General features: G+C 59.6%; 25 protein-coding genes. 19 read left to right on the top strand and 6 right to left on the bottom strand.

The window, feature by feature from the left end; all coding sequences use genetic code 11:
• Positions 1-2 precede the first annotated feature (2 nt).
• A complete protein-coding gene (locus BLR94_RS18540) occupies positions 3-440 on the bottom strand; it encodes a LexA family protein (RefSeq protein ID WP_084307444.1) in 438 nt (145 codons plus the stop codon).
• Positions 441-494: 54 nt separating this feature from the next.
• On the opposite strand from BLR94_RS18540, the gene BLR94_RS18535 reads away from it, so the two are divergent.
• Positions 495-743, top strand: a complete 249-nt coding sequence (locus BLR94_RS18535) for a DUF1654 domain-containing protein (protein WP_084307445.1) — start codon at positions 495-497, stop codon at positions 741-743.
• Between the two features lie 299 nt (positions 744-1,042).
• Here BLR94_RS18535 and BLR94_RS18525 read toward each other — a convergent pair whose 3' ends face one another.
• The 5 genes from BLR94_RS18525 to BLR94_RS18505 all read right to left on the bottom strand — a co-directional run bounded on the left by BLR94_RS18525 (position 1,043) and on the right by BLR94_RS18505 (position 4,148).
• Positions 1,043-1,534: a hypothetical protein gene (locus BLR94_RS18525; protein WP_084307447.1), complete on the bottom strand. Its 492-nt coding sequence runs from the start codon at positions 1,532-1,534 to the stop codon at positions 1,043-1,045.
• A gap of 95 nt (positions 1,535-1,629) precedes the next feature.
• A complete protein-coding gene (locus BLR94_RS18520; protein WP_084307448.1) occupies positions 1,630-2,196 on the bottom strand; it encodes a hypothetical protein in 567 nt (188 codons plus the stop codon).
• 3 nt (positions 2,197-2,199) lie between these two features.
• On the bottom strand, positions 2,200-3,192 hold the full coding sequence (locus BLR94_RS18515; protein WP_139207474.1) for a hypothetical protein: 993 nt from the start codon (positions 3,190-3,192) through the stop codon (positions 2,200-2,202).
• A 63-nt stretch (positions 3,193-3,255) separates the two neighbouring features.
• Positions 3,256-3,630, bottom strand: a complete 375-nt coding sequence (locus BLR94_RS18510) for a hypothetical protein (protein ID WP_139207473.1) — start codon at positions 3,628-3,630, stop codon at positions 3,256-3,258.
• A 68-nt stretch (positions 3,631-3,698) separates the two neighbouring features.
• A complete protein-coding gene (locus BLR94_RS18505) occupies positions 3,699-4,148 on the bottom strand; it encodes an XRE family transcriptional regulator (protein WP_244158230.1) in 450 nt (149 codons plus the stop codon).
• On the opposite strand from BLR94_RS18505, the gene BLR94_RS18500 reads away from it, so the two are divergent.
• From BLR94_RS18500 to BLR94_RS18410, 18 genes are all read left to right on the top strand, one after another.
• Positions 4,143-4,343, top strand: a complete 201-nt coding sequence (locus BLR94_RS18500) for a DNA-binding protein (RefSeq protein WP_084307534.1) — start codon at positions 4,143-4,145, stop codon at positions 4,341-4,343. The two genes, BLR94_RS18505 and BLR94_RS18500, sit on opposite strands and share 6 nt — an antisense overlap.
• Positions 4,344-4,408: 65 nt before the next feature.
• Positions 4,409-4,843 (top strand): YmfL family putative regulatory protein, encoded by a 435-nt coding sequence (locus BLR94_RS18495; protein ID WP_084307452.1) that lies wholly within the window; start codon positions 4,409-4,411, stop codon positions 4,841-4,843.
• 110 nt (positions 4,844-4,953) lie between these two features.
• Entirely contained in the window at positions 4,954-5,250 is a 297-nt protein-coding gene (locus BLR94_RS18490) for an ogr/Delta-like zinc finger family protein (RefSeq protein WP_084307453.1), read from the top strand.
• Positions 5,247-5,519: a hypothetical protein gene (locus tag BLR94_RS18485; RefSeq protein ID WP_084307454.1), complete on the top strand. Its 273-nt coding sequence runs from the start codon at positions 5,247-5,249 to the stop codon at positions 5,517-5,519. The genes BLR94_RS18490 and BLR94_RS18485 overlap by 4 nt, the downstream gene beginning before the upstream one ends.
• A 56-nt stretch (positions 5,520-5,575) precedes the next feature.
• Complete coding sequence (locus BLR94_RS18480; protein ID WP_084307455.1) at positions 5,576-5,818, top strand: hypothetical protein; 243 nt, start codon at positions 5,576-5,578, stop codon at positions 5,816-5,818.
• 5 nt (positions 5,819-5,823) lie between these two features.
• On the top strand, positions 5,824-8,640 hold the full coding sequence (locus tag BLR94_RS18475) for a toprim domain-containing protein (protein ID WP_084307456.1): 2,817 nt from the start codon (positions 5,824-5,826) through the stop codon (positions 8,638-8,640).
• Positions 8,641-8,693: 53 nt separating this feature from the next.
• A complete protein-coding gene (locus BLR94_RS18470) occupies positions 8,694-9,518 on the top strand; it encodes a hypothetical protein (RefSeq protein WP_084307457.1) in 825 nt (274 codons plus the stop codon).
• A 175-nt stretch (positions 9,519-9,693) separates the two neighbouring features.
• Entirely contained in the window at positions 9,694-10,062 is a 369-nt protein-coding gene (locus BLR94_RS18465; protein WP_244158229.1) for a DUF7673 family protein, read from the top strand.
• A gap of 74 nt (positions 10,063-10,136) precedes the next feature.
• A complete protein-coding gene (locus BLR94_RS18460; RefSeq protein ID WP_084307458.1) occupies positions 10,137-10,391 on the top strand; it encodes a hypothetical protein in 255 nt (84 codons plus the stop codon).
• Positions 10,381-12,177 carry a DNA cytosine methyltransferase gene (locus BLR94_RS18455; protein WP_084307459.1) on the top strand — a complete coding sequence of 599 codons (1,797 nt, stop codon included), beginning with the start codon at positions 10,381-10,383 and terminating at the stop codon, positions 12,175-12,177. The genes BLR94_RS18460 and BLR94_RS18455 overlap by 11 nt, the downstream gene beginning before the upstream one ends.
• Complete coding sequence (locus tag BLR94_RS18450) at positions 12,174-12,413, top strand: type II toxin-antitoxin system HicA family toxin (RefSeq protein ID WP_084307460.1); 240 nt, start codon at positions 12,174-12,176, stop codon at positions 12,411-12,413. The genes BLR94_RS18455 and BLR94_RS18450 overlap by 4 nt, the downstream gene beginning before the upstream one ends.
• Positions 12,414-12,501: 88 nt before the next feature.
• On the top strand, positions 12,502-12,693 hold the full coding sequence (locus BLR94_RS18445; protein ID WP_084307461.1) for a DUF4224 domain-containing protein: 192 nt from the start codon (positions 12,502-12,504) through the stop codon (positions 12,691-12,693).
• Positions 12,690-13,841 carry a site-specific integrase gene (locus BLR94_RS18440; RefSeq protein WP_084307462.1) on the top strand — a complete coding sequence of 384 codons (1,152 nt, stop codon included), beginning with the start codon at positions 12,690-12,692 and terminating at the stop codon, positions 13,839-13,841. The genes BLR94_RS18445 and BLR94_RS18440 overlap by 4 nt, the downstream gene beginning before the upstream one ends.
• A 325-nt stretch (positions 13,842-14,166) precedes the next feature.
• Positions 14,167-15,486: a tyrosine-type recombinase/integrase gene (locus tag BLR94_RS18435; protein ID WP_084307407.1), complete on the top strand. Its 1,320-nt coding sequence runs from the start codon at positions 14,167-14,169 to the stop codon at positions 15,484-15,486.
• Between the two features lie 930 nt (positions 15,487-16,416).
• Complete coding sequence (locus BLR94_RS18425; RefSeq protein ID WP_084307408.1) at positions 16,417-17,397, top strand: integrase domain-containing protein; 981 nt, start codon at positions 16,417-16,419, stop codon at positions 17,395-17,397.
• The gene (locus BLR94_RS18420) at positions 17,394-17,669 is read left to right on the top strand and encodes a hypothetical protein (RefSeq protein WP_084307409.1); all 276 of its coding nucleotides are present in this window, start codon (positions 17,394-17,396) and stop codon (positions 17,667-17,669) included. Before BLR94_RS18425 ends, BLR94_RS18420 begins: the two co-directional genes overlap by 4 nt.
• A 107-nt stretch (positions 17,670-17,776) precedes the next feature.
• The gene (locus BLR94_RS18415) at positions 17,777-20,086 is read left to right on the top strand and encodes an AAA family ATPase (protein ID WP_084307410.1); all 2,310 of its coding nucleotides are present in this window, start codon (positions 17,777-17,779) and stop codon (positions 20,084-20,086) included.
• Positions 20,083-22,032: a UvrD-helicase domain-containing protein gene (locus BLR94_RS18410; protein WP_084307411.1), complete on the top strand. Its 1,950-nt coding sequence runs from the start codon at positions 20,083-20,085 to the stop codon at positions 22,030-22,032. Before BLR94_RS18415 ends, BLR94_RS18410 begins: the two co-directional genes overlap by 4 nt.
• Positions 22,033-22,128: the final 96 nt, after the last annotated feature.

Raw genomic sequence — 22,128 nt, 5'->3', positions numbered from 1 at the left:
GCTCAGCGCCCCACGTAGCTGATCACCCAGCGCACCACACCCCAGATCTGCACGCACTCTTCGTACTCGAGGTTGATGTCGGCGGTGAAACGGTTCGGGGCACGCAGCACCAGGTTCTCGTTGTCATCAACGATCATCAGGCGCACGCGGTAGCAACCGTCGTCCTCGAGGTCGACCACCACATACTGCTCACGCTTGGTCATCGTGCCGCGGTCGACTACGAGCCGGTCGCCGGGGTACATGCCGAAGCCGATCAGGCTGTCATCCTCAACCCGCACAACCCACACGTGGGGCGCCCCCAGGCTGGTCAGCGCGTCGAGCGATAGGCCCTCTTCCTTCTCGTCTTCGGCGGGGGATTGAAAGCCCGTGATGCGCAGTTCCTTGGCTTCGGGCAACAGGTGAGCAAGCCGCTGATTGCGGCCCAGAATGGTGAGTGACATGGGGGTGAATCTCGATTTACTGTATACACATACAGTAATCGAGGCATTTGCATCATGGCAAAAGGCAATTCCCGAGCGGCAGCCGCTCCCGGCACCTACGAACTGCTCGGAGCCCGAATTCAGCGGGTTATCAACTCACCGGCCGCGCAAAAATCCCGATCAGCGGTATTGCTCCGGGCCGAGGGCGACAGCCCGGACGACTGGTCACGCATCCTCGACGAGATCAGCGAGAACGACAACGTCACCATCGCCTGGCGCGACGATGGTGTGCAGCTGTTCTGGACGGTGCCGAAAGAGGATTGAACGGCCATAAAAAACCCCGGCACATGGCCGGGGTTCTCGTCACTCTCGCTTCTTAAGCAACGCCAAGCTTTCCACCGCCTCCCGCACGAAAGCCTGCTGCCTTTCGTCCAGATCCCGGTAAAACCGAATCAGCCTCCGCTCAAGTAACGTCAGCGGTTCCCTATCAGGCTGCGCAACCCGCTCACCAGGTTGACTACACACAGCCTCGTTCCCATCGCTCATTCTCTGCATGCTCCATGTTGTGCAGTGGAGCGATTCAACATAACGACCGGGTCCAGGTTCTCCACACATTGGTGAAATTATTCGGCCCACACCTCGCCAATCAACACGGCCGAGCCGCTATCACCCTCGCAGCCTTCGCCAGGCCCCCACTCCACGCGCGCATCGGTGTCGTGCAGGTAGAGCTGCAGATGCCGGTCGCGGCATTCGCCCATCGCACCGATGGCCACGGCCTGCACGCGTGCATCCGTCCAATCCGTCACCTGGTACAGGTACGTCTGCGCCTCGAGGTCGGAGCCTTCGGTGTGGTGGAAGATAGTTGCCACCGCTTCGGTGCAGAGCTGCTGCTCGGGGTAACAGCGGATCTCCACCGCGCTGCGGCCAGGCGGCTGGTAGCCCTCCTCGGTGATCCAGCCCCCCAACATCATCAGGAAGCCGTCAGACTGGTCAGCCAGCCGTTCGGGAATGAACACATTGGGTTCGGGGGGCGTGCTATCGCGAGTCAGCCAAAGGGTCAGGCTGGCGGTGAGACCTGCGGTGAGCAGGCAGGCGAATAGTGTGGTCAATGTCATAGGAATTCCCTTTCCATAGTTACAAGCGCCGGACACTCACGCCCTTTATTCGCAATCCATTTTGCACGCGGCAGTAGCTGCCATTGGTGTTTGCGCTACTCGTGCAGCTTATATCCCAAATAGTAGAGCCCCCAAAAAGTGGAGATCACCATCTGACATAAAAGCAAAAAATAAATTCCAATTAGAGACACACCAATGACGGAGTCCAAACTCACACGATAAAACGACGTACCTACCAGGCCAGTACCGTAAGAAATCAGAAAAATTGAATAGACTATTAGCAGTAAACTTTCTGCTGTTAAAAACGCAAACAGCATCGCGAGAAACCGGCGACGCGTGAGACTTACCAAGTTCTCTGAGCCACGGAATTTAATCCATATCTTGGGCGTAGGCTCAGGCAACACGCTATCTATATCCGCCCGCCCAAATGTTGCAATTGCCGCCAGAGCAGCGATATAAAACCCTGGCAAGGATTGTATAAAAGAGAGCACTAGAGAAATCACACCATCACTTCCCATAACGCCTCTGAAGCCATTATAGGCACCCATAAACCACAGTATTAGCACCGTAAACATAACTGGATAGAGCCAATCCACAATCCATTTATAAGGATGGCGGATGGCCAAGTATCCAAATGGGCGCAACAACTGATCCAAGAGCATAAATTACCCCATCAGCGCGAGAACTTCTTTGAGTATAAACGGACTCACACGCTCTAGACTAGTCGTATTAACCATCGGAGCGTGAATAATATGTCGCTTTACATATTTGTGCGAATCTACCAACTGACCAGTATCCGATGCAATAGTTGCATCTCTAGGTTCACCAGCCTCATTCTTGAAACTAATACGAATATGATCGTATTCCTTACCATTCTTATAAACTTTATTACGAACCTGCCGGATAGCAGCCGCTATATCACCCAACTTATCGGGGGCCGGCTTGAGCTGGATAGAGCGTTTGTGCTCAACAATTCCGCCCCGCTCGTCCCAAGCTGCGCCAACCTCCGAAAAGCTGACAAGCTCCATACCAGATAAAGTACCCGCGTTAATATCGCGTTCGAAATCCTCTGAAGGGTGCCCTTGCAACTCAACAAAGTGATTCCAATTAACCATTATTTCTTCACCCTTAGCAGTCTTAGCTCTACTACTGTGGGCGATTTGAAATTTATCCTTAAATTCCAGGCGGCAGCGGCGAATCAAATATCGAAGGTACTCAGCCATACTGCTGGCATGAAGGCCTGAACCATACACAGTCTCTAGAACGCAAAGGTAGTAATTATCACCCTTCACAGGGTCTAAATTAATGACTACGTGCGCCGAGTAATCACCGCCATGGCCTGGCGGTTTTTCGTGCACTACACGGCTCTTAATATCGGGATCGCTCGACACAGCATCAGGCGCATTCGGGTCGCTGCGATTGATCAGAAAAACGGCTCGCTCGCCCTCATACTTAAAATCTGAGATATATATCCGGGCAGTTTTATCAGACTGCCCCTTCTTCACAATACGATCACCGCCATTATAAAGCTGCTCTATATACCCAACCAACTCACGGAGTGGTTTAGGATCTGCTTCGTAGTCGTCCTCCTTTCCTTCAGCACGAGACATCCCCCTTGCCGTGATCCTCAAATCATAAAAAGTCGCTGTTCGATGCATCTCACCCGCCCCTTGCTGCTTGGCTTTTTAATTATCAGTCAGTTAATAACGCTGGTAGAGCGACTAATTCCAGCGAGTGCGCTCTAAGATAAATGCACTCGATGCATCACCTTTGAGCTGCCCCAGCTCGACACAATCCGCCTCTCCGCCTTCGAATACATATCCCTGGCGTCCGTGGCGATTCAACACTTTCACTTCCTTAACACCCGACCAACTGCCCTTATTCATCCACAACGAGCCGCACACGCCAGTACCAAGCACAGCCTGATATATCTGATCGGTAACACGATTCTCGTCGGTGATAATCTGCAGCGTGCCGTTCGTTAGAGTCACCTCTAAAGGTGCCCAGGCTTGCAAATTGCGGGTTATGACGTCAGGCGCTGGAGCAGCCATTGCGGCTGTGCTTGAGAGCGCTAGCGCGGCAATAATTTTCTTCATGGGTTCCTCCCCTTCTTCCATTGAAACGCTGGCCCCCATGGCCAGCGAGCAAACTCCGGTGCGGCGATCTACTTGTCGCTCTTCACCTCATACCGCCCGGCCATTTCAGCCAGTGCGTGAACCATTTCAAACGAGGACGCGCGCTGAGCATCCGACAGACGGCGATAGTCCGTCAGCAGGTGCGATTCTTCGGACGATAGATCGCCCGCCTCGGCCGTCTCGCGTAGGCCAGTCAGCACATAGGTGACATCAACGCCCAGCGCTTGGAGCCCGCTCAGATAGCGGATATCCGGCGAACTGCTTTCAAGTTCGTAGGCTTTTTGAGTGCCACGACTGACGCCAGCTGCCTGACCAAAATCAGTCTGGTTTTGGCCCAGCCGCTCGCGTTCTTCCCTCAGGCGTTCACCCACACCCGAAGCAATGAGCATTTTTTTGATCAAAATAATTTGACTTGAACAGTTTTCTGCCCAAGAATCCCTGTCAGCAAACACGATTAAACACGGATGAACACTATGCACGGCCCGTTATCTCCCGAGCAAGCTCGCGCCAACCTTGAGCGCCAAGGTAAAAGCCTCGCCGACTTTTGCCGCGAGCATGACTTGAACAGAAATCTGGTCAGCGACCTGTTGAACGGTCGCAAGAAGGGGCGCCGTGGAGAGTCGCACCGAGCAGCAGTGCTACTCGGCATCAAAGACGGCGTGGTGACACAGTAATGGCAACTTCCCCGAGCAAAAACCAGAAGCGCCAGGCCCCCGTTCTAGAAACACGCCGCCAGGTCATGAGCGCTGTAATCGCCGCCTTCCCGGGCGGCCGTGAGTCCGCCGCTGCCCGCCTGGGTCTGCCCCTCAAGAAGCTGGACAACCACCTGTACGAGAACGCCGGCAGCCAACCGCTGACCGACGCCCAGGTGCACCAGCTCGAGCAGCAGGCAGGCACCGCACACCTGCCGGACTACATCTGCCACCTCTACGGCGGCGTATTCGTGCCCATGCCCGAGCAGGGCGAGCTCGACAACCTGGACCTGTACGCCCGTGGCCTGAGCACCAGCCAACTGCGCGGCCTGGTCGACCAGCTGATCGCCAAGTCGCTGGACGACGGCGTTATCTGCGAAGCCGAGGTGCAAGCCATCCTCGCCGCCCACCGCCAGCACATCGCCGCACGCCACAGCGAAGTCACCGCCGTGATCGTGCTGCACAGCAAAGCAAGCGAATAACCGCCCGACCCTGGGTAATCCAGGGCGAGCACCAGGAAACGATTTAGGCGCTGGATGCGTCGCCACTTAACCGGCCCGGCCGGTGCCGCGACTAGCGGCGGGGAGACAGCTTGAGCACGTACAAACTGGTATGCCCGGCATGCCACGGTTGCATGCGCATCCGTACCAGCGTGGGGCAAACACCTTGCTTCCGCTCCACGTATTACCAGTGCCAGAACGTGGCCTGCGGCGCCACGTTCAGCGGCTCGGTAACGATCGATTACCAGCTCAGCCCGTCCGGCCTTGAACAGCCGTTGATGGTGCTGCCGGTCGCCCCGGCGGTGGAACGCATGAAGGCCCTGCGCGACAACCGCAAGGACGACCGCCAACCGGATCTGTTGGACACCCTGCTCGAGGCCACAGCATGAACGCACAGCCCGAAACCATCGACGCCCTGGACTACCGCACCCGCATGCAGGGCTGCGCCCAGGCCTTCATCGAGCAGCACCAGGCCGAGCACCTGAGTGGCGACCCGCAGCTATTTGAACGCACCTGCAACCACCTGGTGCATGCCCTGGAAGTGCCCCTGTTCATGGCCCCGCGCTTGGCCCAGTTGGCCATGAGCGAGTTGCTGCCATACCAGCGGGCATGGATCGGCTGGGACATGGCCAACGGCCCCGATCAGCAGCACCCCTAACCCCTGAATCCCCAGCCCACGCCGTGGGTTTGGGCAAGTTGCGCCCGGAGCACGCCATGCAAGCTGAAATCGCCATTCGCATCGACCTGCCCAAGCCCATCGCCGAGGCCTGGCTACAGCAGCTGCGCAGTGAGCTGCGCCAGGGCTTCGACCTGCATTGGTACGACGACCGCTACCGCACCGTGCCGGCCGGCCTGCGCAGCGCCCGCATTCTGGAAGACCACCCGGCACTGGCCGGGCACAAACGCACCATCGGCGCGCTGAAAGCCGCCCTGGCCATGCCGGAGAAACACGCTTGAAATCCATGGATCAATCCATCCGCGCCGACGTGCTGCGCAACCTGCAGAACGACTACGGCTTGCGGCCCATCCCCGGCGCCAAATCGATCTACATGCGCAAGGGCCTGTGCCCGGCCTGCAACAAGAAAGAGCTCTACGCCCGGCCGGACGAACCCTGGTTCATCAAGTGCGGCCGCGAGAGCAAGTGCGGCCAGCAGTGGCATGTAAAGGAGCTGTACCCCGATCTGTTCGAGGCCTGGAGCGAGCGAGCGCCCGCAACCGAGCAGCAGCCCACCGCCACGGCCCGCGCCTACCTGGAGTTCGCCCGGGGCTTTCGCCTGGAATTGATCGAAGGCTGGTACACCCAGGAAAACTACTGGGACCGTGAACTCGGTATTGGCTCGGCCACCGTCCGCTTCGCCCTGGACAAAGGCGGCTACTGGGAACGCCTGATCGACAAGCCATCGCGCTTCGGCAAGAAGAAGGCCCGTTTCCAGCCTGGCCAGAGCTACCGCGGCGTGTGGTGGTGCCCGCCGGCGGTGGATCTGCTCGAGGTCACCGAGCTGTGGATCGTCGAGGGCATCTTCGATGCCATCGCGCAGCTGCACCAAGGCATTGACGCCGTCGCCGCCATGAGCAGCAACGCGTTTCCCGAGGAATCGCTCAAGGCGCTGATCAAGGCCCGCGCCGAGGCTGGCAAGCGGCTGCCGAAGCTGGTGTGGGCGCTGGACAACGAGCCGAGCGGCCACCGCTACACCCGAATGTGGGTCAAGCAGGCCCGCGAGCTGGGCTTCGTGTGCGAGGCGGCGCAGATCCCCCAGCGCGACGGCCGCAAGGTGGACTGGAACGACCTGCACCAGCGCTGGACCTTCCTGGAAGAAGACGTGCGCGAGCAGCGCCGCGAGGACGACCTGCGCGAGATCCGCCACCACGGCGCCCTGCTGATCGCCGAGAGTGCCAGCGAGAAGGCGCTGCTCATGTACCAGTGGAAGGAAAGCGAGGAGTTCCACTTCGGCTACGACTCCCGCCTGTACTGGTGGAAGCTCGACCTGGACAAGTACAACAAGGCCCGCACGGCCATGGAGGAAAGCGACAGCGAGGCCGACCAGAAGCTCAACGACAAGGCCGTGCGCGAGAAGGCGCTGCGCATGTCCGGCTGTGTGGTGGAAATCGCCAACTGCTACCCCCAGGCGCTGTACTTCCAGCGCAATGAGGTCACGGACGAATCCTGGTACTACTTCCGCGTTGACTTCCCGCACGACGGCGACAGCGTCAAGAACACCTTCACCGGCGGCCAGGTCGCTGCGGCCAGTGAGTTCAAGAAGCGCCTGCTCGGCATGGCCGCCGGCGCAGTATTCACAGGCAGTGGCCAGCAGCTGGACAAAATCCTGAAAAACCAGCTGTTCGGCATCAAGACCGTATCCACCATCGACTACGTGGGCTACAGCAAGGAATACCAGGCCTATGTCTACGGCGACCTGGCCATCAAGGGTGGCCAGGTGTTCCAGGTCAACGAGGAGGATTACTTCGAGTTCGGCAAGCTGCGCCTGAAAAGCCTGCAGAAGGGTGTGGCCATCCGCCTCGCCCGCGACAGCAAGGGCTACAGCAACGAGTGGCTCAGCCTGCTATGGACGTGCTTCGGCGCCCAGGGCGTGGTGGCCCTGACCTTCTGGTTCGGCTCGCTGTTCTGCGAGCAGATCCGCGCCCGCCAGCAGTCGTTCCCCTTCCTCGAGGCGACCGGTGAAGCCGGCGCCGGCAAAACCACCCTGCTCAACCTGCTGTGGAAGCTGCTCGGCCGCGAGGGTTATGAGGGCTTCGACCCGATGAAGTCCACCAAGGCAGGCCGCTCGCGCCTGATGGGGCAGGTGTCCGGCATGCCGGTGGTGTTCCTGGAAGCCGACCGCCACGGCGACGACAAGAGCCACGCCAAAACCTTCGAATGGGACGAGCTCAAGGACTTCTACGGCGGCGGCACCCTGGCCACCAAGGGCGTGAAAACAGCGGGCAACGAGACCTATGAGCCGCCCTTCCGCGGCACCATCGCCATCAGCCAGAACGCGGCGGTGGTTGCGCATGAGGCAATCATGACGCGCATCTGCAAGCTGCACTTCGTGCGCCCCGAGGTAACGCCCGAGAGCCGCGCCGCGGCCGACAAGCTCAACACCCTGGAAGGCGAGCACCTCAGCCACTTCATGCTGCTGGCCCTGCGCAAGGAAGCGGACGTGCTCAAGCAGTTCTTCGAGCGCATGCCCGTGCACGAAGCCCGGCTGCGCCGCCTGCACAGCCACTGCGTGCAATGCGACACCGCCTACCCGGCCGGCGCCGAGAAAGCCTGCGCGAGCTGCGGCAACACGCTGCGCGGCTACATCCGCGTGGAGCGTATCGCCAAGAACCACGCACAGATGCTGGCCCTGCTCAACTGCCTGGGCCAGGTAGTGCCGCTGACCGAGCACCAGGTCGCCGTCACCCAGCGCAAGCTGGTGGCCATGGCCATCGAGCGCCAGGCCTCGATCAGCGCCGACCACCCGGCCGTGGCGGAATTCTGGGAGGTGTACGAGTACCTGCAGGGCCTGGATGCCGACGGCCCAACGGTCAACCACTCGAACAAGCCCGACGAAACCATCGCCATCCACCTCAACGAGTTCGTGAAGCTCGCCGGCGAACACCGCCAGCAGCTCGCCGACATCGCCACGCTGCGCACCCTGCTCAAGGACTCGCGCAGCCACAAGTTCATCGACAGCAACGTCACCGTATCCAGCGCTGTGCGGGTGCATCAGGCCAAGAAACACAACCTGACCACCTTCAAGTCGCCATCGGTGAAGTGCTGGCTGTTCAAGGCGTAACCCCCGCCCAGGCGCTGCAACGCCCAGGCAAACAACCCCAAAGGAGAAGCACCATGCAAAACCAACAACCCACCCCCAAATGGCTGGAACTGTTCACCACCGCGTTCGGCGCCAAGGGCCTTGTAGCCCTGGCCTGGTGGGCCGGCGCCTACCATGCCGAGCGCATCCGCAACCTGCAGGGCACCTACCCCATCCTGCAGATCAACGGCGACGCGGGCAGCGGCAAATCCACCCTGGTCAGCAACCTGTGGAAGCTGTCGGGCGTGGCCGAACCGGACGGCGTCACCAACCGCAACCACACGTTCAGCGCCCTGCTGGCCCAGTTGGCCAAGGCGGTGAGCGAACCGGTGGTGATCGACGACGTGGCCAGCGATGACGGCGGCGAGCGCTTCGACTGGGAGGCCCTGCGCGAGTGCTACAGCACATCCCTGGGCATGCGCGCCGACTTCGGTCAGCCAGTGCGCTTCCGTGGCGCCCTGGTCATCGTCGGCACCGGGCCCAACATCCTCAAGCAACGCAGTGTCGAGGTGCAGCTCAAGCGCGCCGAACAGGCGCCCGAGCGCAGCGCCGCCGTGCAGGCCCTGTATGACCTGCACCTCAGCGAGCTGGAAGGCTTCCTGGCCACCGTCAAGGCGCACCAGGACATGGCCGTCTTCTGCATGGGCAAGGCCGAGGCGCTGGCCTTCGAGCTGGCCGACCAGGTGAGCACCGAGTTGAACATCCGCGACGCCCGCAACCACGCCCAGCTGATCGCCTTGCTCGACTTCCTCGACACCCTGTTCCACGTCCCAGCCGCCGCTCTCGAATCCGCCAAGGCCGTGGTGCGCGGCATGGCGTGGCACACCGTCGGCCGCACCCGCGGCCCGGTCGAGGACTGAGCCATGAACGACGAAACCCCAACCAGCGTCATCGCCACCCTGATCGGTAGCGGCATCGCCCTGCTGCTGCTCGCCGCCGGCGCCAACGCCACCCCCGACCTGCTGCTGCACCTCACCCACTGACCCAACCGCCCAGGCGCTGCAACGCCTGGGCGACACCCGAAGGAGAAGCAACATGCAGAAGCCCTCACCCCAATTACCGCAGCAGTTCCGCGATGCCCTGGCGGCGCTGGCCGCCGAGGAAGCCGAGCGCCCGGCCATCCAGGCCGCCGGCATCGAGGCGCTCAAACGCCTGGTACCGGTCGCCCAGCGCGACACCAACCAGAGCCGCATCGTCGGCATGTTCCTGCTCAGCCTCTACAACGGCCAGGCGTTCCCCTTCCCGCTCACCTTCCTGCGCGGGCTGGACACAGCACTGTGGAACGACTGCATGACCCTGCTGCGCCTGGATCGCCGGCCGGAGCAAGAGGTGCACGAGTACTTCGAGGACGGCGACGCGGTCTGGTCGCAGCTGAAAAAAGACTGGGGCCCAAGGCCCGAGTGACACGGGAATACCCGGAAAGAGACGGCGCCGGGGGCTGCAACCCCCGACGCCAACCACCCCAAAGGAGAAGCACCATGCAAGTGAATCAACCCCAAGGCGGCGGCGCAGAGCCTACCACACCGCCAGCCCGCATCAGGCCCCCACTCGCCGGCAGCCGCCTGGATATGTCCAGCATCTGCGACATCTGCCACACCGCCCGCTCCACCCGCAAACACGCCAAGTGCAGCCGCATCCGCCAGAAAATGAAAGACGCCCAGTGGCAGACCTACATGGCTGAACAAGCCGCCAAGAAACAGGCCCTGCAGGAGCGCCGCCGCTATGCTCGTTAAGCACACCCTCAAACACTTCCACTTCTGCTGTGGGCTTGGCGGCGGTGCCAAGGGCTTTAACCGGGCAAAGCCGGTAGTAGGCAACATGCAAGCCGAGTGGCGCTGTGTAGGCGGCATCGATGTCGACCCGGCTGGCCTGCGCGACTTCGAGCGCCTGGCAGGTGTGCCCGGCACCCTGATGGATCTGTTCACCCGTGACCAGTACACCCGATTCCACGGCGCTGAGCCGCTCGCGGGCTGGAAGGAAGCCACGGCCGAGGACGTGCGCCGAGCTGCCGGAAACGAAGACCCTGATGCGGTGTTCATAAGCAGCCCATGCAAAGGCGCGTCGGGCTTGCTGTCCGAAACCATGAGCCTCACCCCCAAATATCAGGCCCTCAACGAGCTGACGCTGCGCTGTGTCTGGCTCATGTGTGAGGCCTGGAAGCACAACCCGGTGTCGCTCATCGTGTTCGAGAACGTGCCGCGCCTGGCCACCCGCGGCCGGCACCTGCTCGACCAGATCGGTAAGCTGCTGGAGTACTACGGCTATGCGGTAGCCGAGACCACTCACGACTGCGGCGAGCTGGGCGGCCTGGCGCAAAGCCGCAAACGCTTCCTGCTGGTGGCTCGCCACGTCGAGAAGGTGCCGCCATTCCTGTACGAGCCGGAGAAGAAGACGCTGCGCGCTGTTGGCGACATCCTCGGCCGCATGCCGCTGGCCGGCGATGTCGAAGCCGCCGGCCCGATGCACCGCGTGCCAGCCCTGCAGTGGAAAACCTGGGTGCGCCTTGCCCTGGTCGAAGCCGGTAAGGACTGGCGGTCGCTCAACCGCCTGGCGATCGAGGACGGCTATCTGCGCGACTTCTTGATCGTGCCTGAGTACCGTGGCGGATTCCTGGGTGTGCGCCGCTGGGATCAATCAACCGGCGTCATCGCCGGCGAGTCAGGCCCCACCAATGGTGCGTTCTCCGTCGCAGATCCGCGGGCGCCTAGCGGGGCGCTGCAATACCAGCAGTACGGCGTGCGCCGCTGGGAAGACACTAGCGGAGCAGTGATCGGCGTGAAGTCGCCCGGGCAAGGTACTTTCAGCGTTGCCGATCCACGTCACCACGGCAAAGCCAAGCACTCCAACGAATTCCGCATCGTTCCCTACGACCGTGAGACCCGCACCGTAACGAGCGCCCACGGCACTGGCCAATGCATTGCCGACCCTCGCCGCGCGGGGGACGGCTTCGGCAAATACCTGGTAACTGGCTATCAGGAAGCTGCCGGCACCGTCATCGCCGGCAGCACCACCGGGCAGGGCGCTTTCGCTGTTGCAGATCCGCGCCCGGGCATGGCGAAGGTGAAAGGTGACCCGTACCTCACCGGCGGGCATTACGGTGTAGTGGACTGGAATGGCCAGGCCGGCGCGGTATCGGCCAGCGCGCGCCAGGACAATGGCCGCTGGAGCATCGCCGACCCACGCATGCCTGCTGCCGCAGAGCGCCTGACCTGCATCATTACCAGCCTTGACGGCACCTGGCACCGCCCATTCACCACCCTGGAGCTGGCTGCACTGCAGAGCCTGGTTGACCCGGAAGAACAGCTCGAACTGGACGGGCTGAGCGACCAAGCGTGGCGCGAGCGAATCGGTAATGCTGTCCCTCCCCATGCGGCCGAGGCCATCGCCCACGTGATGGGCACCACCCTGCTGCTGGCCGGCGCCGGCGAAACCTTCATGCTCAGCAACATGCCGGTATGGGTGCGCCCGGTGGCGATTGGCCTGAGCGTGGCACAACAGGGGCAGGGGCGCGGGGAATGAGCCAGATCATCCTGAGCACTGGCCGGCGCTGCGGCAAGTCACTATTGCACCTGCTGGTTTACGCCGCTAACAACGGCTGGACAGCTCGTCGCACACGCGGCGGTCACGTCCGCTTCCAGAAGCCAGGCTGCACGCCAGTTTTTACCAGCAGCACGCCGAGCGACTGGCGTGCTTACCGCAACGCCCTGGCCATGCTGGTCAGGGCAGATCGATCGGCTGAGGTGATGCATGGGTGAGCCAGAAACTGGCGCTGCCGTTTCTGGTACTGCGGGGGTTGAGGGCGGTGCTACCCTCGGCCACCCGCCACAACCAGGGCCAACCGGCATGTTGACCTTCGATGACCTCAAGCGCATCACCGGCTACCGCCGGCGCGCTGACGTGGAACGCACGCTGCAGCAACAGGGTATCCACCTGTTCCGGGGCCGCGCCGGCCCATGGACGACGGTGGATCTGGTCAACCAGGCCGGCGGTATCGGCCAAGCACCACAGGAACAGTACGGCGTCGACATCCTATGAGGCGAGCGAGAAAGCGGAAGCACAATCCGCACATTCCCCCACACATCGATCAGGCCGCTCTTCCAGCGGCCGTTTTTTTTGACCCGCGAGACAGCGGCGTCTGGTACACGCTTTACCGCGATGGAGGGGCAGGTAAGCAGCGCCGCAAGAACATCGCGCCGGCCGACGCCTCGCTGGCCGATCTGCACGCCATCATGGACGTGCGTGCAGCCGCGGATCGTGAAAGCCTGCGGTTCCTGTGCGAGCAGTACCACGCCAGCACTCGCTTTGCTGGTCTGGCTGCATCGACACAGGAAAGCTACACCTACGCCCGCGACGTACTGCTTGAGCTGCCCACGAAGCTGGGCAAGCCGCTGGGCGACCTGGCTGTTCGCAAGTTCTCTCCAGCCCTGGTGCAACGTGTCATCGACCTGATCGCCGAGGAAGGCAAACCATCCAAGGCCGCCCATGCATTGCGTTACCTGCGCCTGGTGATGCAGTGGGGCCGCAACCGCGGTTACCTGGAAGTGAACCCAGCGATTGGCATCGAGGCCCCCAAAGAGCGCAAGCGGCGGCGCCTGCCGTCACATGCCGTCATGGAGGTACTGATCGACCGTGCCAAGCACATGGGCCGACTCGCCAGGGGTGTGCCGGGAGCATGCCCACAGTACCTGGTACACGTGATCGAGTTGTCTTATCTGTGCCGACTGCGCGGAATCGAAACCGTCACGCTGACCGACGCCAACGAGACACCCGAGGGGATCATCACCAACCGGCGCAAGGGCAGCCGCGACAACATCGTGCGCTGGACACCTCGCCTACGCGCGGCCTGGGACGGCGCCAAGGCCTATCGGGCCAAGGTATGGAACAAGCGGAAGATCCCGATACCGATCAGCGCGGAGCAGCGCTTCCTGATCATCGGCGCCCACGGCCGCCAGTTGAAGAAAAGCGGCCTGGACACCGCCTGGCAGCGTTTCATCTGGAGAGCGATCGAGGAAGGCGACATCACCGCCGAGCAGCGCTTCGGCCTGCACGACCTCAAGCGCCGGGGCATCACCGACACCGCCGGCACCCGTGCCGACAAGCAGCAAGCCAGCGGCCACCGCGACGCCGCCATGCTCGATATCTACGACCTGAGCGTTCCCACGGTCGATCCCTCGGTCATCTGACCCCTTCCCACACCACGTAACAAGCGCGCCAGGTACCGCATGGAACCTGGCCCTTACGGCTGCCTGCACGTAACAAGGAATCGCGTAAGTGCATGATTTATATGCAACGACGAGATTTCTTGTAATCAGTAGGTCCCGGGTTCGACTCCTGGTGCCGGCACCATTTGAGGTTCCAGAGAAGGCTTTAAAAATCTCTGGAACCCTTGAAAAACCCGCCTTCTGGCGGGTTTTTTCGTTTTGGCGTTCCGTCGGATTCCGGTGGCAGCCAGCGCTTTTAAGGGTAAAGATTAGGGTAGGTTTCAATTCGATAATAAGGAGTACCCTTATGTCGCGTACAACCGCACCTCTTACCGACACCGCTTGCCGCTCGGCAAAGCCTACAGACCGCGCCTACAAGCTCTTCGACGGCGACGGGCTCTACCTCCTGGTTCAACCGAATGGCCGCAAGGGCTGGCGTCTTCGCTATGTGAAGCCAGACGGGCGAGAGGGCCTGACCTCTTTCGGCAACTACCCGGTGATAACCCTCGCCGATGCACGACGGAAACGGCTTGAGGCGAAAAGGCAGCTGGCGAATGGCGTTGATCCCATTGAGTCAAAGCGAGACGCCAAGACTACGGCTGCTATTAACGGCCGAACATTCGAAGACGTAGCGTTGGACTGGCACAGGGAAATGTCTGCCAAGTGGGCGCCCGGCCACTCCAAAACCGTGCTGAGACGACTCAAGACTCACGTCTTTCCCTTGATTGGCGCCCGAGCCATCGTCGATCTGGATACCCACGACCTGATGACGCCGCTTGAGGCAATCAAGAAGCGCGGCACGATCGACGTTGCCTTAAGGGTACAAAACTACCTCCAGAGCATCATGCGGGAAGCCAAACGGCTCCGGCTGATCACCCAGAACCCGGCGCACGATCTCGAAGGCTCAATAAAGGCCCCCCGCGTAAAACATAGGCCAGCACTGCCACTGGCTCGCCTGCCAGAACTGCTGGAACTCATAGACACCTATCGCGGCAGGGCCCTAACGCGGTTGACGGTGATGCTCTCCTTGCACGTGTTCGTGCGCTCCAGCGAATTGCGCTTCGCTCGCTGGAATGAATTTGACCTCAAGCGCGGTATCTGGGAGATCCCCGACACCCGCCCAGCGCTGGACGGCGTACCCTTTTCCACACGGGGTACAAAAATGGCAGGAGACATTCACCTTGTACCCTTATCCCCGCAAGCGGTGACCTTGCTGGAGCAGATCCACAAGATCACCGGCAAATTCGACCTAGTGTTTGCCGGAGACGCCAAACCATGGAAACCGATGTCCGAGAACACGGTGAACGCTGCCTTGAGGACGATGGGCTACGACACCAAGGTAGACATCTGCGGCCACGGGTTCCGCTCCATGGCGTGCAGTGCGTTGATCGAGTCCGGCTTGTGGTCGGAGACGGCCATCGAGCGCCAGATGAGCCATAAGGAGCGCAACAATGTGCGCGCCGCGTATATCCACAAGGCCGAGTTCCTTGAGGAGCGTCGGATGATCATGACTTGGTGGAGCCGGTTTCTGGAGGCAAACCGCGAGGACCATGTGACGCCGCATGAATTTGCCAAGCAGTCGGGTGAGAACGTCACGCGCATTGGCAGTGCCAGGTGGGCCAAGTAGCCCGCCGCCCCACCGCTACAAACTCGCTCTGAAGTTACACGCCGCGCCGCATGAAGCTCCTCCGCGCGGGTCCTTTTAAACGGGGCTGCAAAGCCGCCCCGTTTAAAAGGACCGACCGTTGAAAAAATACGGCTGGCACAGCTAAGCGTCTGTCGAAATCCAACATTGTCCACCGGAGGATAGTTTTATCCACAGGCGCTAATTATCTGAAATCAGGCCGCTTGACGACTTTTGTCCACAGGCGTAAACCAGACATTGCAAGCGCTGCCGAGGCAGCAAATGTGGCCAGAAACCTGAAAGGTCACGCCCCTCGTGAGGCGGTTCATCCCAAGTACGATTCGCGTCCGGTAGCTCGTACGGTCACTACCCATGTGATGGATGCCTACTTAATATCGTTGCCACTGCGGCAACCGCCCTACCCTTCTGCCCAGCAGCAACCTCCCCGCTTGGCCATTTCGTGTGCGCCAACCCTTTGCCCGTCTCTTTCTCCAGGAAAGAGACGGGCGCTCAGACCACTGCTGCAGCCCATATAGAACGTGGCTTTGCCGCAATCCTCCTCGTGACAATCGGCGTGACAAAAACCGAAATCACCAGCAACAGCGATGTAGATGATGGTGCCGCAGACCAAGGGTTGGACTGCACCTGGCTGACAGCCAGGCATGCCCCGGTCATCGCATTGCTGCCTTCACCCGACTCAAGATCTCGCGGCGCTGGTTTCGTCAGCCAATGCAGCCTCCACCCGCCCACTCCTTCGGAAGTGCTCAGGAGGCCAGATCATGAGCTGCCCAATCTCCCGGTCGTAAGGAGCCGCTAGTCCCGCGTTAGAGGACATCCCCACAGGCCGCAGGGGCCTCGATCCCTGATAACACTCAGCATTCTTGGCGGGATGACGTGGGGCAGAACTGGAGAAACGGATAGGAGATGTGCGGCATGGCATTAGTGGGTAGACGCCATGGTCGTAATTTCGGCTACGGCAGACAATTGAGCTACGCGGGACCGCAGGCCCTGAAAGACATGTTTGGCAGCGGCCACTACGGCACGGTCAAGGCGCACAGTGACCGGTGGCGGGCATTCGTGAAGTGGTGCCGGTCTGAAGCGGGGCCCGGGGTGAACGATGCGCGGCAGATTGACAGCGAGGTGTTGTCGAACTATGCCGCATACCTTCGCGGCCTGGTTGAACACCGCCACCTAGCTATCAGCACTGCGCAAAACCGGCTATCTAGCGTTAATAGGACAATGGCTGCGCTTCGCGGTGATCAGTATGTGAAAGTGCCAAGTCCGAGCAAGGCGTTGGGTCTGCAGCGCACCGGGGTTCGTCAATCGGTGCCGCAGGGCCAAGATCGCGAACACGTACAGCGAATAGTCGAGGCGCTTTGCAGCCGCCAACATCTAAGGGCCGGAGCGATCGTGCAGCTGGCACGAGCCACCGGCATGCGTTTGCGTGAGGCCATCTTGGCTGACCTGCCACGGTTGAGCCGCGAGGCTGAAAGCTTAGCCAAGATAAACATTCAGGACGGCACCAAAGGCGGCCGCGCCGGTGCATCAGCGCATCGCTGGATTACGGTGGACGACCATATTCGTGGCGCGCTGGAGTTCGCGAAGCAGGTGTCGCCTGCTGGTAGCCGAAACCTGATTGCTCCGAACGAAAGCTACTTGACCATTCTGCAGGAAATCGTCCGCCCCGCACGCGACACCATTCATGCATATAACCTCAAAGGATTCCATGAGCTACGAGCGGCGTATGCATGTGAGCGCTACGAACAAATCACCCAGCATCGAGCACCTATAAACGGTGGCGAATGTTACCGGCTAAATCAGCTCCTTGATCGAGCGGCCCGGGTCCAAATCGGCTATGAGCTGGGGCACGGCCGGGTCGATGTGGTCGCTGCCTACATCGGAGGACGTATATGAGTAAGTCATTCGATATGGAGCTGTTCTTGGCTGGGGTGCTAACTGGTTCGCATGCAACGCGGCAACGTCATGTGCGCCAGGCAAAAATCATCCAGGTCGCAATCGCAGAGCGCTGGCAGCGGGTAAATCCATGGACTTGGCAAAAGAAGCATGTGGTGTGGTTTCTTGAGAATCGCTTGAGCGAACACAGTCAGGCAACGCAGTATTACTACGTGCTGACGGTCCGGCTGCTAGCTCGACGTCTAGAAACGTCTTGGGTTTTCAAGCTCTGAAGGGGACGAAATCCTGATAATCATGACCGGGTGCAATCGGCCAGAAACGGACGATCAGATATACTATTTTGAATTGGCGCGCCCCCCATGGATAGAGAGGAACCACAATGACAGAAGCGGTCGTTACCACGCCGGTAGCCGGAAACATCACACTTCGATTCCTAGAGCTTTGTCAGTTCCGTCGACTTGGTAAGGTCCAACTCGACGTCGACAAGAAGACTACTATTCTTGTCGGCGCCAACAATAGCGGCAAAACATCGGTTCTTGCAGCGCTACGCCACTTCCTTTCAGATGGCTCTCCATTTGGTGCTTTCGATATCAGTCTTTCGCAGTGGCCAAAGTTACGAGCGCTTGGTAAAGCTTGGGAGGTGCTAAAGGAAGACCCGTCGACAGTGACCGGGTCCGAAGAGCAATGGATGGAGCAGCTCGGAATCATCCACTCGGCTATGCCGACGTTGGACCTCTGGTTCGATGCGGGGGCTGGCATGTTCCACTATGTCGCCCCATTTCTCTCCAAATTCAGCTGGAAAGGCGGAGCCGTTGGGGTACGGTTGCGTTTGGAGCCCGCTGCAAGCGTTGACGAGTTGAAGCAGTTGGCTTGGGCATACTACACGGCGCGACTGCCGGTGAAGGATATGGGTGCGGATTCGCTTGCCTGGCCCATTGACCTCCTCGACTTTTGGTTGCGCGAGCCGCACAAGTTGGGTCAAGTCCGTGCATACAAACTGGATGCCGATAACAACCCTCTGGAAGGGCTAGAGACCTATGCGACTCAGACTCTGCCAGCAGACTCCAGTCCAATTGAGCGAAAAAATTTACAGAAACTGATTCGCGTTGACTTCGTTGCCGCGCAGCGGGGTCTTGGCAGTGAGGAAGCTGATTCTCGCTCTGCTTCTGGTCCCCACCGTGTCGGCATGTTCTCCAATCAACTTCTCAAGTTTGCTCGACAGCATCTAAATGTTGCTACAACAGGTCATGGGCATCGCGCAGATCTTATTAAGGCAGTCGCTGAGGCGCAGCAGGCGCTGGACAAGAAGATTCACGAGGCGATCGCTCCGTCGGTGGAAGAGGTTAAAGAGCTCGGGTATCCAGGGTTGCACGATCCCCAAGAGATTCGCTTCCGCACGCGCATACAGACAGCTGATTTGCTCGACCATGGAACCGCTGTTCAATACAGCATGCAGAAGGACTCACTGGAAGAGCTTCTCCCCGAATACTCCATTGGGCTCGGATACCAAAATCTCCAATCGCTCAGCTATCAACTGGTTTCTTTCAAAGCCGCCCGACTCAAGCCCGAAAAGGGCGCACCGGTACCCGTTCATCTGGTATTGATTGAGGAGCCTGAGGCGCATCTCCATGTCCAAGTGCAGCGCATCTTCCCAGATAAAGCACACAAGCTGATCAGCCCAAACGACAAAGACGCATCAAGGCTTAAAAGTCAGTTAATTATTAGTACTCATTCCAGCCATCTCGCGCATGCGGAGAGCTTTGACCGATTACGGTACGTCCGCCGCATAGCGAAGAGCGCAGAAAATCTCATGCCGACCACCGAGGTGGTCAATCTTGGGCAAATTTTCGGTGATGACAAAAAGACCCGTCAATTCGCAGAGCGGTATTTCCGCGTTCAGCATACTGATCTTTTGTTTGCCAACGCTGCAATTTTCGTTGAAGGAGTTGCTGAGCGCATGCTGGTACCACTTTTCATCGAACGAGATTTCAAAATGCTCAACAGCCGCTATCTGTCCTTCCTGGACATTGGCGGTAGTCACGCTCATCGGCTTAAGCCGCTCGTGGAAAAACTTCGTATTCCCACGGTCATCATCACCGACGTCGACCCCGTTGAGGAGAGAGCTGGCAAGCCAGCTAAGGATGGTGAGCCAACCACCACTCTAGTTGCAGTAGCTAATACTGGCCAAGTCGGGCTGCAATGCGGGAACCCGACTCTGCGCGGATGGCACCCGAAACTGCTACAGCTCGAAGATTTCAAGAACCCGGCAGAGGTACAACTTGTTTGGAAAGAAGTCGCTGAATGCCTAGTGCGTTTTGCTTGGCAGTTGCCCGTGGCTGAAGCGGGTGACCATTGGCCTAGCACCTTTGAGGACTCTCTTATTCTCAAGAACATTCCTTGGTTCAAAGGCCTTAAGGATGAGAAGGTCGACAGTGATGGCAACAAAATAAAGCCGCCAAAAGGCGCGCTTGGCTCCGTAGCTCGACGGGTTGCCGACCATGAAAATATTTCGGACTTGCTCGCAGCTCTGCACAAACTCATGCACGGCTCGTTCAAGAAAGGAGACTTCGCCGCAAGCATCTTTGAGATGGTCGCGACGGGCGAACCAATAGCCTGCCCTAAGTACATTACGGATGCCTTGGAATGGCTTCAAACACAGCTGGATCCCAACCCGGAATTGATGTCATGACCTCGGTGCCGATCCTTGGCGACAACGACCGCGATGCCGGCGTAGTTGAGGAAATCTGCGGCTATCTCACTAAAGAGCCACCGCGTAGCTATTTCCTTTTTGCGGGTGCCGGTTCCGGTAAAACGCGTACTCTGGTTGAAGTTCTTCGGCGGCTTACCGGTGTCATCGAGCACGATAAAGGCGAGCAGCTAGCACGACGTATGCGAATGTACGGGCGTTCGATTAGGGTGGTGACATACACCAAGAATGCCGTCTCGGTCATCAACGGACGCCTAGGCGACAACGACTTAGTCAGCGTATCGACGATTCACTCGTTTTGCTGGGAACTCATCAATGGGTTCAACGATGACATTCGAGAGGCCCTTATTGCCGTAAAAGAAGCTCAACTCGCGAAAGAGACCGCCGAGGCGCAAGCGAAGCCGAAAGGCATCACGCCAGCTAAACAAAGAGATCTTGACGGAATCAAAGATGATATCGAGGCCTTCAGAGCGACCGATGTGTTCATCTACCATCCCGATCGCAACACGTACGGCCCCGGCGCGCTTGCGCACAACTACGTCCTCGACGCGACAGCGTGGCTACTCCGAAATAAACCTACGCTCCAAACCATTCTCAAAGATCGTCACCCCATAGTTCTCATTGATGAGTCGCAGGACACAATGAAAGGCATGCTGGACGCCTTGATAGGGCTTGCAGAGCAGGGGGGGAGCGACTTGACTCTTGGGTTGCTCGGTGATCACCGACAACGCATTTATGCGCACGGGCACGCCGATCTTCCAAGTCTTGTCCCGCAGAACTGGGCAACGCCAGAGCTGCAGATGAACCATCGCAGCCAGCGCCGAATCGTTACGCTCATTAACAAAGTCTGGGAAGCTGAGCTTGAAGGTCGAACGCAGCCTACAAACGGTGTGGAACAGCACCCTAGAACTGAAAAGGCCGGAGGCGTGGTTCGGCTATTCGTGGGGGATACCTCGCGCTCTCCTGAGGACAAAGTGCTCGGCGAACGTTGGTGCTCAGATCGGATGCACGAAGCTACTGGGGCAGCCGCCTGGAATCAAGGTCAATACCAATTGCTCGCGCTGGAGCACAAGCTCGTTGCCACTCGCGGCTCGTTTCTCGATGTATATGAGGCAATGGTCCTGCTAGATCCTGACGCCGCAGCGCCTTCTGGCAGTGGTGATAACAAGGGGCCTTCTGCCGTACAGGTTCTCCTCAACGAGCTTGCTCAATTAGAGGCGTGCCTAGGTATCAACGGTGCGGTGAACGAGTTCAAGGCCACCGAGGTATTTCGTCGGTCCGGAAGCCTCGACAACATGCCGGAAGAATGTGCCGCGCGAGCGAGTCGCGTGGAGGAGATGCTGACGGCCATCACAGCATTTGCCACCGCCTGCGCCAATCCGAAGTCAACTGTTGCGGAAGTGCTCGCACCGGTCTTGAGCGCAAATTTGTTTGAAATCGATCATCGCCTCTCGGAAGCTCATGCCGACAAGTCGCCACAACTTCCGGCGCCGGGTCGAGGTGAGGAGGAATCCAAACAGGCCAGGATGCGTCGCGGGTGGTGTGCGCTGTTCGCCGCACCCTGGAAGCAACTCAGACTGTACCGAACTTACCTCGCAGGGGATTCAGTTCTCGCAACGCATCAGGTGGTCAAGGGCTCCGAGTTTATACACGTCATGGTTGTGATGGATGACGCCCTTGCCGGTGGGTTTCTTATATCCTACGACAAGATTTTTGGTGGTGTGGAGCTTAGCAAGCGGGACAAAGAGAACGTAGAGCTGGGCAAAGAGACGACTATCGACCGCACCTTGCGGCTGCTTTACGTAACCTGCAGCCGCGCGCAGGAGTCGCTTGCCCTTGTGCTCTGGTCGTCCGACCCTGCAGCGGCACTGGCTAGAATCAAGGACAGCAACTGGTTTGCCAAAGGCGAATTTGAGGCAATCCCATAGCTTCCCGCACAGGTGAAAAGGGTGCGATGGACGCTGCACCTGCTGGCTTTGGAGGCCGACGCTGAATGAGTATGACGTGCAACCTCATTGAAGCAT

The sequence above is a fragment of the Phytopseudomonas flavescens genome (assembly GCF_900100535.1).
GTDB classification, from domain to species: domain Bacteria; phylum Pseudomonadota; class Gammaproteobacteria; order Pseudomonadales; family Pseudomonadaceae; genus Aquipseudomonas; species Aquipseudomonas flavescens.
Note: the sequence above shows the minus strand (reverse complement) of the source record. Positions and strands in the feature narration are given on the sequence as shown.